Here is a 12,532-nt window from a genome sequence, read left to right as displayed (position 1 = left end):
ATAAACCTTAATTTTTTTTCCGAACGGCCGTCGCATTCAGTTGCTTGTTCAGTGCTTCCTTGCGTTCGGCGGGGATATCGTTCCAGTGCACGTCCAGCAACGCGCCTTCAATGGCGTACAGCAGCACCTTCGATGCCCGGAAACCTCGGGTGCGCACCGCCCGGTAAGCATCCACCGCGCCCAGGCGGCGAAGGTCCGAGGCGCTGTGGATACCTACCGCGTGCAACCACTGTGCTGAGGTCTTGCCAAGATTCTTCAGGTGCTGAAGTTCATCGTTCATCAAGCCTCCTTGCGCCGGCTGAACGGTTCTTGTGGAGGAAGTCGCGGGTAAACACTGAGGAGTGTAGCGGCACTTGGAAAATACGCGGCGATTTGCCATGTAGTGCTGGGAGGGTTGCGCCCGACGGACCTGACGAGCAGGTCCGCCGGGTGCTGTTCAGCGTGTGCGGTAACGCAGGCGGGTGCCGTATTGCACCGACATGAGGATCTCGTCGGCGCTCAGTTCGGATGGGAAATAGGTCCCGGAGATCTGTGCGTGGGCGATGCTGGCCCCTTCCATGGGCGTGTCCTTTAGATTCAGACCGCGCAAGTCGGCGGCGCGGAAGTAGGCATTCGTGAAGTCGATGCCCGAGGTGTCGAGGCCGCGCAGGTCAAGACCGCGAAAGTCGCCATCGCGGAAGTCGATACTGACGCCCTTTGGTTTCTCTCTGTTGAAATCTGCGATGTTCTCGTTGTGAATCAATGCATACAGCGTGCTGTCGAGTTGCCGTGGCTGATTCATGAGAACGCCTCCTGGGTGGCCTGATAATGGCATTATAGTGTCACCCTTTGCAGGCGGCGGAATAGAGGCGTGAAGTGTGGACTGCTTCACGCCTCTACCGTTTTACAGGCCCGGCAGGCGCTGGCGGATCTGCTTGACCAGATTGTCCAGGCTGTCGCTTTCGTTGGTTTCCACGCGTTTGCTTTGCAGCAGCTCTTCGGCGCTCAGCGCCTCGCGGCTGGCCTGCTGCGCGGTGACCACTTCCAGTGTCGCATCGGAAGGATCGTTCCGGTCGGCCTGGCGCTGGGCCAGCCAACTGGCGATCACGGCATCAGGGGCGTTGCAGTCGAGGATCAGGAACGGTACGCCGGTCGCGCTGGCCACTTCGGCCGCTGCCTGGCGCTGTGCCTGCTTGAGGTAGGTGGCATCGATGACGACCGGGAAGCCGGCCCGCAGGATCAGCGCGGCCAATTGATGCAGGCGCTCGTAAGTGGCCTGGCTGGCGTCACTGCTGTAGATGCCGGCTTGCAACTCGCCGGCGGCCTCGCTGTTTTGTTCGCCGAACACGCGCTTGCGCTCCACATCCGAACGCAGGCGGATCGCCCCCAGTGCTTCCACCAGACGCATTGCCACGTGGCTCTTGCCTACGGCGGAAACGCCATGGGTGATGGCCAGCAGACGCGAAGGAATGGCGCTGTAGCTTTCCGCCAGGTTGGCGTAGTTGCGGTACTGGCGCAGGGTGGTGGCGCGCTGCACGCCATCGGCGTCGGCCGGCATGCTGAACAGCGCGATCTTGGCCCGAACCAGGGCGCGGTAGGCTTTGTAGAAGTTCAGCAGTTCCAGGCCTTCGTAGTCGCCGGTCAGTTCCAGGTACTGGCTGATGAAGCGCCGCGACAGGGATTTCAGCCCGCGGTCTTCAAGGTCCATGGCCAGGAAGGCGGCGTCGGCGTAGACGTCGGTCAGGCGGAAGGGCTCGTTGAACTCGATGCAGTCGAAGATCACCACGTTGCCGTCGATCACAGTGGCATTGCCCAGGTGGATGTCACCGTGGCATTCGCGGATGAAACCTTGAGCCTTGCGTGCTTCCAGCAGCGTATGCAGACGGTCGAAGCTGCTGCGGGCCCAGGCTTGCAGGGCGTCGAGTTGTTGCAGGTCGGCCTTGTCGCTGAGGAAGGGACGGATCTGCTCGAAGTTCTGCTCGACGGGCGCCATTACGCTTTCTGGCGTACCCAGCGGGTGCTCGGCGGAAACCCGTGGTGCCTGCAGGTGGAACTCGGCGATCTGCTTCGCCATCTGGTCGATGTGTGTGGTGGTCAGCTCGCCGTTGGCTTGCAGGGTGCTGAGCATCTGTTCCTGCGGGAACTGGCGCATTTTCAGCGCGTATTCGATCGCCGTGCCTTCGCCGCCGAGTTGCGGGGCCTCGGCAGTGCCGGTGATCGGCAGGACTTCCAGATAAAGCCCATCGGTCAGGCGCTGGTTCAGGCGCAGTTCTTCAGCGCAGAAGTGCGCGCGGCCCGACAGCTCGGTGAAGTCGAGGAAACCGAAGTTCATCGGCTTCTTGATCTTGTAGGCGTAGTCGCCAGTGAGCAGAACCCAGGAGATGTGCGTTTCGATAACCCGGAAATCCTGCACGGGATGGGGAAACAGGGCGGGGTTCTGCAAGGCTGTGATCAAGGCTTGGCTCACGGGCGATCCTTCTGGGCAAATGGGATTCTAATCGGCCATTATGGCGACAAGCATGCCGTCTGGAAACCGCCGGGGGGCGCCTGTCGATGAACGATAAAGTGCGTATAATCCGCGCCCATGACTCGTACCCGATCCTCCCGTACCCCTAAAAAACAACCGTCTGGCCGCGCTCGCGCCTTGCTGGGCTGGGCTATCAAGCTCGGTCTCGTCGGCCTTGTCGTGCTGGCCGGTTTCGCCGTCTATCTCGATGCGGTCGTCCAGGAAAAATTCTCTGGCAAGCGCTGGACCATTCCCGCCAAGGTCTATGCGAGGCCACTGGAGTTGTTCGTCGGCCAGAAGCTGAGCAAGGAGGATTTCCTCGTTGAACTCGATGCCCTCGGCTATCGGCGTGAAAGCGCGGCCAACGGCCCCGGCGCGGCGGCAGTAAGCGGCAATACCGTCGACTTGAATACCCGCGGTTTCCAGTTCTATGAAGGCATGGAGTCTGCGCGGCAAGTGCGGGTGCGCTTCTCGGGTGACTACGTGGCCGGCCTCAGCGCGGCCAATGATTCCAAGCTGGCGGTGGTCCGCCTGGAACCGCTGCTGATCGGTGGCCTGTATCCGAAGAACCTCGAAGACCGCATTCTGATCAAGCTCGATCAGGTGCCGCCGTACCTGCTCGATACCCTGGTAGCGGTGGAAGACCGGGACTTCTATCACCACCTCGGTGTGTCGCCCAAGTCCATCGCCCGTGCCGTGTGGGTCAACACCTCGTCCGGCGCCATGCGCCAGGGCGGCAGTACCCTGACCCAGCAGTTGGTGAAGAACTTCTTCCTGACCAACGAACGCAGCCTCTCCCGCAAGCTCACCGAAGCAATGATGGCGATGCTGCTGGAGCTGCATTACAGCAAGCAGGAAATCCTCGAGGCTTACCTGAACGAAGTGTTCGTCGGTCAGGATGGCCAGCGGGCAGTGCATGGTTTCGGCCTTGCCAGCCAGTTCTTCTTCAGTCAGCCGTTGTCGGAGTTGAAGCTGCATCAGGTGGCCTTGCTGGTGGGCATGGTCAAGGGGCCGTCCGCCTACAACCCGCGGCGTTATCCGGAGCGCGCTCTGCAACGGCGTAACCTGGTGCTCGACCTGCTTGCGGAGCAGGGCGTGGCCACGCCGGAAGCGGTCGAGGCGGCGAAGAAGATGCCGCTGGGCGTGACCAAGCGCGGCAGCCTCGCGGACAGTTCCTTCCCTGGCTTCCTCGATCTGGTCAAGCGCCAACTGCGCCAGGACTACCGCGATGAAGACTTGACCGAAGAAGGTCTGCGCATCTTCACCAGCTTTGACCCGATCCTGCAGATGAAGGCCGAAGCCTCGATGGCCGACACCTTCAAGCGTCTGGCCGGTCGCAAGGGCTCGGATGAGGTCGAAGCGGCCATGGTCGTCACCAACCCGGAAACCGGTGAGGTGCAGGCGCTGATCGGCAGTCGTCAAGCGGGCTTTGCCGGCTTCAACCGGGCAATCGATGCCGTGCGGCCGATCGGCTCGCTGGTCAAGCCGGCGGTCTATCTGACGGCGCTGGAGAAGCCCAGCCAATACACGCTGACCAGTTGGGTGCAGGACGAACCGTTCTCGGTGAAAGGCGCCGACGGACAGGTCTGGAAGCCGCAGAACTATGATCGGCGCGCTCACGGCACGATTTATCTGTATCAGGGCCTCGCCAACTCCTACAACCTGTCGACGGCCAAGCTGGGCCTGGAACTGGGTGTGCCGAATGTGCTCAAAACCATCGGGCGCCTGGGTGTCGAGGTCGACTGGCCTGCGTTCCCGTCCATGCTGCTGGGCGCTGGCGGCATGTCGCCGATGCAAGTGGCGACTATGTACCAGACGCTCGCCAACGGTGGCTTCAACACCCCGATGCGCGGTATTCGCAGTGTGCTGACCGCCGAAGGTGAGCCGCTCAAACGCTATCCGTTCCAGATCCAGCAGCGCTTCGATCCGGGCTCCATCTACCTGGTGCAGAACGCCATGCAGCGGGTCATGCGCGAAGGTACTGGCCGCTCGGTCTACAGCGTGCTGCCGAGCTCGCTGAACCTGGCGGGCAAGACCGGTACCAGTAACGATTCGCGCGACAGTTGGTTCGCCGGCTTCAGCCAGGACCTTTTGGCGGTGGTCTGGCTGGGCCGTGACGACAACGGCAAGACGCCCTTTACCGGCGCCACCGGTGCCCTGCAGGTCTGGACCAGTTTCATGCGCAAGGCCGACCCGCTGCCGCTGGACATGGCGATGCCGGACAACGTCGTGCAGGCATGGCTGGATCCGCACAGTGGCCAGGGTTCGGATGCGAGCTGCCCGGGCGCGGTGCAGATGCCGTATATTCGCGGAAGCGAACCGGCGCCAGGCGCGGCCTGCGGCGGCGAACAGACACCAGCCGACTCGGTCATGGACTGGGTGAAGGGCTGGATGAATTAAGCAGCATCAGCCAAGAGGACGTGATGTGAACAAGTGGTTGTTTCCTGCCTTGACGGCGCTGGCTTTGCTCAACGGCTGCGCCAGCGTGCAGCGTGGTTCGATTCCGGTGGTGGATTCGGGCACCCGGGTATCCAACAGCGAGCGGGTTACGGCCAATCGGGCCGTGACGTCGCAGGTCAATACCGGCTCGCGCCAGAATCAAGCGATCCAGCAAGACAGTGGCGTGACCGTGATGGTCCCGCAAGGCAGCGGCGCTTCGCCGATCCAGACCTTCCCGGCCTCCACGGCACCTGCGGGAATCAGCACCGGTCCGATCACGCCGGGTCCGGTGACATCGGAACCCTTCACGCCGCAATCGACAAACGCGGGCAGTTACACCATGCCATCCGCGCCGACCGGAATTCCGCGTGCTGCCACCAGCGGTGGCCTGTCGGCCGACGAACAGCTTGATGGCCCAGTACTGGCGCTATTGACCACCGCGCAGCAACAGCAGAGCGGCGGCGACTACAACGGCGCGTCTTCCAGCCTGGAGCGTGCCCAGCGCATTGCGCCACGCGAACCGCAGGTGCTCTATCGCCTGGCTCAGGTCCGTCTCGCCCAGGGCGATGCGCCACAGGCCGAGCAGTTGGCGCGCCGTGCGTTGACCTACGCGAACGGTCGACCTGATCTGCAATCCGGTCTGTGGAACATCATCGCCCAGTCCCGCGAGAAGCAAGGCGATGCCGCCGGCGCGGCACTGGCGCGGCAGAAAGCCCAGGTCAACCTGTGATGGATCCGCGGATCCTGGATATCGCCGATCATCTGCTGCTGATCGAGCGTGAGCTGCATGTGCAGGGCTGGTGGAGTGCCGAGATACCCAGCGCTCAGGCACTGGCCAGTACCGTTCCTTTCGCGGTCGACAGCCTGAGCTTCGAGCAATGGCTGCAATGGATCTTCCTTCCGCGCATGAAGGAGATCCTCGAGAAGGGGCTCGCGCTGCCCAATGCCTCCGGCATTCTGGTGATGGCAGAGACGGTTTACGCCAACCGTCCGGAAGAAAGTCGCAAGTTGCGCAAGCTGTTGGCCGAGTTCGACCAATTGATTAGCCCATCCAACTGATTTCACTGTTGTTTATCCGCCGGGGCCGCTTTTGCGGCCCCGCGTCGTTGTGGCAGAGTGATTGCGAGAGCCAGGCAAACGTTTCCGCCCGGCTGGCAGAGCGTCCCGGCTGGAATTAAACCTTCAAGATCACTTGACTTGGGCAGTTCGAATCAGAACAATCCAAAGTCCGCTGTAGGGGGACTGCCAGAAGCAGACCCGCTAAGCAGATCATGAGGCGCACACCCGCGCCGACCTGTTACACCCCGCAACGCGTTACCTCGCGCTGGGTGGGAAAACCCCGCAACACTTTGGGGCGCTCCCAATACTTGCTCAGTCAGTGCTGACGTAGTCGGCGACTTCGTCGCTCATGCTCTGCTTGGCAGTAAACCTATTAAGACCCGTCCCGGAGTGGACGGTATTCTGGCGTTTTAGAGGTGAACAACGTGGAGCTTTTATCTGGCGCTGAAATGGTCGTCCGCTTCTTGCGTGACGAGGGCGTTAAGCACATCTATGGGTACCCAGGCGGTGCTCTTCTTCATGTTTACGATGCTCTGTTCAAAGAACCGGAAGTGAACCACATCCTGGTTCGCCACGAGCAGGCAGCTACCCATATGGCGGACGGTTACGCCCGTGCCACCGGCAAAGCCGGCGTGGTACTGGTGACTTCCGGTCCAGGCGCGACCAATGCCATCACCGGCATCGCAACCGCCTATATGGACTCGATCCCGATGGTCATCCTGTCTGGTCAGGTGCCTAGCACCATGGTCGGCACCGATGCCTTCCAGGAAACCGACATGATCGGTATTTCCCGGCCTATCGTGAAGCACAGCTTCATGATCAAGCATGCCTCGGAAATCCCTGAAGTCCTGAAAAAAGCCTTCTACCTTGCGCAATCCGGTCGTCCTGGCCCGGTGGTTGTCGATATTCCGAAGGATATGACCAACCCGGCCGAGAAGTTCGAGTACGTCTATCCGAAGAAGGTCAAGCTGCGCTCCTACAGCCCGGCCGTCCGCGGTCACTCCGGTCAGATCCGCAAGGCTGCGGAAATGCTCCTGGCGGCCAAGCGTCCGATCGTTTACGCCGGTGGTGGCGTAATCCTCGGTGGTGGCTCCGCGCCGCTGACCGAGCTTGCGCAACTGCTCAACCTGCCAGTCACCAACACCCTGATGGGCCTCGGTGGCTATCCAGGTACTGATCGCCAATTCCTCGGCATGCTCGGCATGCACGGCAGCTACCCTGCAAACCTGGCGATGCACCACGCCGATGTGATCCTCGCTGTCGGCGCACGCTTCGACGACCGCGTTGTCAACGGCCCAGCCAAGTTCTGCCCGAACGCCAAGGTCATCCATATCGATATCGACCCGGCGTCGATCTCCAAGACGATCAAGGCTGACGTGCCAATCGTTGGTCCGGTTGAAAGCGTTCTGACCGAGATGCTCGCTACCGTTCGCGAAATCGGCGAGCAGCCTGAAAAGGCAGCGATCGATGCCTGGTGGAAACAGATCGAAGAATGGCGCGGCGATCGCGGCATGTTCCCTTACGACAAAGGGGATGGCAGCGTCATCAAGCCTCAGACCGTTATCGAGACTCTGTGCGAAGTGACCGGTGGTGATGCATTCGTCACTTCCGACGTTGGCCAGCATCAGATGTTCGCGGCGCAGTACTACCGGTTCAACAAGCCGAACCGCTGGATCAACTCCGGCGGCCTGGGCACCATGGGCTTCGGTTTCCCGGCGGCCATGGGCGTCAAGCTGAACTTCCCGGAAAGCGATGTCGCTTGCGTCACCGGCGAAGGCAGCATCCAGATGAACATCCAGGAACTGTCGACCTGCCTGCAGTACGATCTGCCGGTCAAGATCGTCAACCTGAACAACGGCGTGCTGGGCATGGTTCGCCAGTGGCAGGACATGGCTTACAACAGCCGCCACTCGCATTCCTACATGGAGTCGCTGCCTGACTTCGTCAAGCTGGCTGAAGCCTATGGTCATGTGGGGATCCGCATCACCAGCCTGAAGGACCTCAAGCCGAAGCTCGAAGAAGCCTTCGCCCTCAAGGACCGCCTGGTGTTCATCGACATCCAGGTCGACAACAGCGAACACGTCTACCCGATGCAGATCAAGGACGGTTCGATGCGCGACATGTGGCTGAGCAAGACGGAGCGTACCTGATATGCGGCACATTATTTCCCTGCTGTTGGAAAACGAACCCGGTGCCCTGTCCCGCGTCGTTGGCTTGTTCTCGCAACGCAACTACAACATCGAAAGCCTGACCGTTGCGCCAACCGAAGACCCGACCCTGTCGCGTCTGACGCTGACCACGGTGGGCCACGATGAGGTGATCGAGCAGATCACCAAGAACCTGAACAAACTGGTTGAAGTGGTCAAACTGGTCGACCTGTCGGAAAGTGCTCATATCGAGCGCGAACTGATGCTGGTCAAAGTGAAGGCCACTGGTGCACAGCGCGCCGAGATCAAGCGCACCACCGATATCTATCGTGGGCAGATCGTCGACGTCAGCGCCAGTGTGTACACCGTGCAGTTGACCGGCACCAGCGACAAGCTCGACAGCTTCATTCAGGCAATCGGCACCGCGTCCATTCTTGAAACCGTGCGCAGTGGTGTCACCGGCATTGCCCGTGGCGACAAAGTGCTGAGCATCTAACTCGACAAAATTAGCGAATGGCCTGAACAAGGCCGAGATAACCAGGGGTATTTCATGAAAGTTTTCTACGACAAAGACTGCGATCTCTCGATCATCCAAGGCAAGAAAGTTGCCATCATCGGTTACGGTTCCCAGGGCCACGCTCAAGCGTGCAACCTGAAGGACTCCGGTGTGGATGTCACCGTCGGTCTGCGTAAAGGTTCGGCTACCGTTGCCAAGGCTGAAGCCCACGGCCTGAAAGTTGCTGACGTTGCTACCGCTGTCGCTGCTGCCGACCTGGTCATGATCCTCACTCCGGACGAGTTCCAGGGCAACCTGTACAAGAACGAAATCGAGCCGAACATCAAGCAGGGCGCTACCCTGGCGTTCTCCCACGGCTTCTCGATCCACTACAATCAGGTCGTTCCTCGTGGCGACCTCGACGTGATCATGATCGCGCCGAAAGCACCAGGCCACACCGTTCGCTCCGAGTTCGTCAAAGGCGGCGGTATCCCTGACCTGATCGCTATCTACCAGGACGCCTCGGGCAACGCCAAGAACGTTGCTCTGTCCTACGCCGCTGGCGTCGGTGGCGGCCGTACCGGCATCATCGAAACCACCTTCAAGGACGAGACCGAAACCGACCTGTTCGGCGAGCAAGCCGTTCTGTGTGGCGGTACCGTCGAGCTGGTCAAAGCCGGTTTCGAAACTCTGGTTGAAGCTGGCTACGCGCCAGAAATGGCCTACTTCGAGTGCCTGCACGAACTGAAGCTGATCGTTGACCTCATGTACGAAGGCGGTATCGCCAACATGAACTACTCGATCTCCAACAACGCCGAATACGGCGAGTACGTGACCGGCCCTGAAGTCATCAACGCCGAATCCCGTCAGGCCATGCGCAACGCTCTGAAGCGCATCCAGGACGGCGAGTACGCCAAGATGTTCATCAGCGAAGGCGCTACCAACTACCCATCCATGACCGCCAAGCGTCGTAACAACGCCGCTCACGGTATCGAAGTCATCGGCGAGCAACTGCGCTCGATGATGCCTTGGATCTCGGCGAACAAAATCGTCGACAAGGCCAAGAACTGATTGGTCCTGATGCGATGAAAAACGCGGCTTAGGCCGCGTTTTTTCATTTCCGGGGTCAGCTTCTGGTATAAGCTTTCATCCGTTTGTCGGCGAACCCTCGTCGCAAACCTTTGTCGAAAACTTCCACCCCGTTGCAAGGTAATGTCCATGAGCGAACGTCCCGAAGAGCCGAACAAGGCCTCTGACGCCGAAAGCCTGCTACCGATCGATGAGCATGTCGAAGAAGGGCATGACGCCGAAGGACGCAAAGTCCGGCACCGCGGTGTCTATCTGCTGCCAAACCTTTTCACCACCGCGAACCTGTTCGCCGGTTTCTATTCGATCATCAACTCCATGAGCGCCCAGAGCGCGCTGAGTGCCGGTGATCCTCGCGAGGCGAGCAAGTATTTCGCTTTCGCAGCCATTGCGATCTTCGTTGCCATGGTGCTCGACGGCCTTGATGGTCGCGTGGCGCGCATGACCAATACCCAGAGTGCTTTCGGTGCGGAGTACGACTCCCTGTCCGACATGGTTGCCTTCGGTGTGGCCCCGGCGTTGCTGGCCTTTGGTTGGGCACTGGGCGATATGGGTAAAGTCGGCTGGATGGTCGCCTTCATTTATGTTGCGGGCGCGGCACTGCGTCTGGCCCGGTTCAACACCCAGGTCGGCAAGGCCGACAAGCGTTACTTCATCGGTCTGGCCAGTCCGGCCGCTGCTGGTGTGGTCGCGGGTACGGTATGGGCGTTCAGTGACTTCGGCATCCAGGGGTCGAAGCTTTCGTTCCTGGTGGCACTGCTGGTTGCGGGCGCTGGCATGCTGATGGTCAGCAACATCAAGTACAACAGCTTCAAGGAGCTGGATCTGAAGGGGCGTGTTCCCTTCGTCGCGATCCTGGCCGTGGTATTGGTTTTCGCCGTGGTGTTCAGCGATCCGCCGCGTATCCTGCTGCTGGTGTTCCTTGCCTACGCTGCTTCCGGGCCTGCGCAATACCTGCTGCGCATGCGTCGCCGGAAAAACGCCGAGTAGTGATGTAATTTCTCCCTGACTTCGTAGTCTACTGCTGCATCTGTCCAGCAGTTCTGCGGAGTCATCATGCTGATCAAGTTCCCCCGGGCCTCCGACTGCTCTGAGTCGGAGGTCACGCCTGAATCAATCTATCTTTCCCGTCGTACTTTGCTGGGTGGCTCGATGGCCGGCCTGGCGATTGCCGGTTTGCCTCGATGGGCCGGGGCGGGGGAGGTGTCGCGCTATGCCGACGTAGAGCCCGGCAAGGCTCCGGACTGGTTCAGTGCAAAACTTCCCGAAACCCGTTGGCAGGCGGTCACTGTGCAGGGCGAGGCTATAACGCCTTTCAAGGATGCTACGCACTACAACAACTTCTATGAGTTCGGCACCGACAAAGGTGATCCCGCGGAGAATGCCGGTGGGCTACCCACCTCGCCATGGACGGTGGTCATTGATGGGGAGGTGGGTAAGCCTGGCCGCTACGCGCTGGAAGATTTCATGAAGCCTTACCAGTTGGAGGAGCGCATCTATCGGCTGCGCTGCGTGGAGGCGTGGTCAATGGTCATTCCCTGGCTGGGTTTTCCGCTTTCGGCTCTTATCAAAGAGGCTCAGCCGACCTCCAAGGCTAAATACGTGCGTTTCGAGACGCTGCAAGACCCTCGGCATATGCCCGGCCAGCGTTCGGGGTTCGCCTTGATCGATTGGCCATATGTGGAAGGGTTGCGTCTGGATGAGGCGATGAACCCTTTGGCGATACTCGCGGTGGGCATGTATGGCCGAGAGTTGCCGAACCAGAATGGCGCTCCGTTGCGGTTGGTGGTCCCCTGGAAGTACGGTTTCAAGAGCATCAAGTCGATCGTTCGGATCAGTCTGGTCACTGAGCAGCCGAAGACCACGTGGCAACGTATAGCGCCGGAAGAGTACGGCTTCTATGCCAACGTGAACCCGACGGTGGATCACCCTCGCTGGACCCAGGCGCGTGAGCGGCGCCTGCCGAGCGGGCTGTTCAGTCCCAATGTTCGCGACACTCAAATGTTCAACGGCTATGCCGAAGAGGTGAGTGGGCTCTACACCGGGCTGGACCTGAGGACGAACTACTGATGCGTTACCCACTGTTCCGGTTGTGCATCTTTATAGTGGCTTCCATCTGGCCGCTGTTGTGGCTTTACCAGGCATGGATCTTCGCGCTGGGTCCTGATCCGGGAAAGGTCCTGGTGGATCGGTTGGGGCTGGGTGGGCTTATCTTTCTTCTGATCACATTGAGCATGACGCCCTTGCAGCGGTTAACGGGGTGGTCCGGCTGGATCGTGGTGCGCCGGCAGTTGGGATTGTGGTGCTTTGCCTATATTGCGTTGCACCTGAGTGCGTACCTCTTCTTTATTCTTGGTCTTGACTGGGGGCAGTTGGCTGTCGAGCTTCGCAAACGGCCATATATCATTGTCGGGGTCTTGGGATTTACCGGGTTGTTGAGTCTGGCTGTAACGTCGAATCGCTTCAGTCAGCGCCGATTGGGTGCGCGCTGGAAGAAGCTGCACAAGTTGGTGTATGCCATCCTGGGGCTAGGATTGCTGCACTTCCTTTGGGTGGTTCGAGCAGATCTCAAGGAATGGACTGTCTATGCGGTGATCGGCGCGGGGCTGTTGCTGCTTCGGATTCCGGCTATCGGGCAGCGGTTACCGCGTCTTGGTGGGCGTAAAACGGGGTCTGTAACAAAAGTTTAAATAAACCCTTGACGCCCCGTTTTATCTGTCTATAATTCGCCCCACTTCCGGCGCAGTCGAAACGGAAAACTCCTTGAGATTCAAAGAGTTAGAAGTTTCAGGTAACGTAGGAAGTGTTTCGGTCTCCACA

The 12,532-nt window shown here is 60.0% G+C and carries 12 protein-coding genes; 9 read left to right on the top strand and 3 right to left on the bottom strand.

The window, feature by feature from the left end; translation table 11 throughout:
• Nucleotides 1-7: 7 nt before the first annotated feature.
• The 3 genes from DM374_RS04960 to DM374_RS04950 all read right to left on the bottom strand — a co-directional run bounded on the left by DM374_RS04960 (nucleotide 8) and on the right by DM374_RS04950 (nucleotide 2,446).
• The gene (locus tag DM374_RS04960; RefSeq protein ID WP_110968892.1) at nucleotides 8-280 is read right to left on the bottom strand and encodes a TfoX/Sxy family protein; all 273 of its coding nucleotides are present in this window, start codon (nucleotides 278-280) and stop codon (nucleotides 8-10) included.
• 156 nt (nucleotides 281-436) lie between these two features.
• On the bottom strand, nucleotides 437-781 hold the full coding sequence (locus tag DM374_RS04955; protein WP_110968891.1) for a pentapeptide repeat-containing protein: 345 nt from the start codon (nucleotides 779-781) through the stop codon (nucleotides 437-439).
• 102 nt (nucleotides 782-883) lie between these two features.
• Nucleotides 884-2,446, bottom strand: a complete 1,563-nt coding sequence (locus tag DM374_RS04950; protein ID WP_110968890.1) for a bifunctional aminoglycoside phosphotransferase/ATP-binding protein — start codon at nucleotides 2,444-2,446, stop codon at nucleotides 884-886.
• Nucleotides 2,447-2,563: 117 nt separating this feature from the next.
• Here DM374_RS04950 and mrcB point away from each other — a divergent pair, with 117 nt between their 5' ends.
• From mrcB to msrQ, 9 genes are all read left to right on the top strand, one after another.
• A complete protein-coding gene (gene mrcB / locus DM374_RS04945) occupies nucleotides 2,564-4,885 on the top strand; it encodes a penicillin-binding protein 1B (RefSeq protein WP_110968889.1) in 2,322 nt (773 codons plus the stop codon).
• Between the two features lie 25 nt (nucleotides 4,886-4,910).
• The gene (locus DM374_RS04940) at nucleotides 4,911-5,654 is read left to right on the top strand and encodes a tetratricopeptide repeat protein (RefSeq protein ID WP_110968888.1); all 744 of its coding nucleotides are present in this window, start codon (nucleotides 4,911-4,913) and stop codon (nucleotides 5,652-5,654) included.
• Nucleotides 5,651-5,983, top strand: a complete 333-nt coding sequence (locus DM374_RS04935) for a YqcC family protein (RefSeq protein ID WP_110968887.1) — start codon at nucleotides 5,651-5,653, stop codon at nucleotides 5,981-5,983. Before DM374_RS04940 ends, DM374_RS04935 begins: the two co-directional genes overlap by 4 nt.
• Nucleotides 5,984-6,408: 425 nt before the next feature.
• Nucleotides 6,409-8,133, top strand: coding sequence for an acetolactate synthase 3 large subunit (locus tag DM374_RS04930; protein WP_095159779.1), 1,725 nt, complete (start codon nucleotides 6,409-6,411; stop codon nucleotides 8,131-8,133).
• Nucleotide 8,134: 1 nt separating this feature from the next.
• Nucleotides 8,135-8,626, top strand: a complete 492-nt coding sequence (ilvN, locus tag DM374_RS04925; protein WP_042125802.1) for an acetolactate synthase small subunit — start codon at nucleotides 8,135-8,137, stop codon at nucleotides 8,624-8,626.
• A gap of 54 nt (nucleotides 8,627-8,680) precedes the next feature.
• On the top strand, nucleotides 8,681-9,697 hold the full coding sequence (gene ilvC, locus DM374_RS04920; protein ID WP_095159771.1) for a ketol-acid reductoisomerase: 1,017 nt from the start codon (nucleotides 8,681-8,683) through the stop codon (nucleotides 9,695-9,697).
• A 147-nt stretch (nucleotides 9,698-9,844) separates the two neighbouring features.
• Complete coding sequence (gene pssA, locus DM374_RS04915; protein ID WP_110968886.1) at nucleotides 9,845-10,702, top strand: CDP-diacylglycerol--serine O-phosphatidyltransferase; 858 nt, start codon at nucleotides 9,845-9,847, stop codon at nucleotides 10,700-10,702.
• Nucleotides 10,703-10,768: 66 nt separating this feature from the next.
• Entirely contained in the window at nucleotides 10,769-11,782 is a 1,014-nt protein-coding gene (gene msrP, locus DM374_RS04910; protein WP_110968885.1) for a protein-methionine-sulfoxide reductase catalytic subunit MsrP, read from the top strand.
• Nucleotides 11,782-12,402 (top strand): protein-methionine-sulfoxide reductase heme-binding subunit MsrQ, encoded by a 621-nt coding sequence (gene msrQ, locus DM374_RS04905; protein WP_110968884.1) that lies wholly within the window; start codon nucleotides 11,782-11,784, stop codon nucleotides 12,400-12,402. Before msrP ends, msrQ begins: the two co-directional genes overlap by 1 nt.
• Nucleotides 12,403-12,532: the final 130 nt, after the last annotated feature.

The sequence above is a fragment of the Pseudomonas huaxiensis genome (assembly GCF_003231275.1).
GTDB classification, from domain to species: domain Bacteria; phylum Pseudomonadota; class Gammaproteobacteria; order Pseudomonadales; family Pseudomonadaceae; genus Aquipseudomonas; species Aquipseudomonas huaxiensis.
The sequence above is the reverse complement of the archived record's forward strand: the minus strand, read 5'-3'. Positions and strand labels throughout refer to the sequence as shown.

Bases quoted from the DNA above. Each gene is read 5' to 3' on its own strand.
- msrQ (WP_110968884.1), top strand. From the start codon at position 11,782: ATGCGTTACCCACTGTTCCGGTTGTGCATCTTTATAGTGGCTTCCATC.
- DM374_RS04955 (WP_110968891.1), bottom strand. From the start codon at position 781: ATGAATCAGCCACGGCAACTCGACAGCACGCTGTATGCATTGATTCAC.
- msrP (WP_110968885.1), top strand. From the start codon at position 10,769: ATGCTGATCAAGTTCCCCCGGGCCTCCGACTGCTCTGAGTCGGAGGTC.
- mrcB (WP_110968889.1), top strand. From the start codon at position 2,564: ATGACTCGTACCCGATCCTCCCGTACCCCTAAAAAACAACCGTCTGGC.
- ilvN (WP_042125802.1), top strand. From the start codon at position 8,135: ATGCGGCACATTATTTCCCTGCTGTTGGAAAACGAACCCGGTGCCCTG.
- ilvC (WP_095159771.1), top strand. From the start codon at position 8,681: ATGAAAGTTTTCTACGACAAAGACTGCGATCTCTCGATCATCCAAGGC.
- pssA (WP_110968886.1), top strand. From the start codon at position 9,845: ATGAGCGAACGTCCCGAAGAGCCGAACAAGGCCTCTGACGCCGAAAGC.
- DM374_RS04960 (WP_110968892.1), bottom strand. From the start codon at position 280: ATGAACGATGAACTTCAGCACCTGAAGAATCTTGGCAAGACCTCAGCA.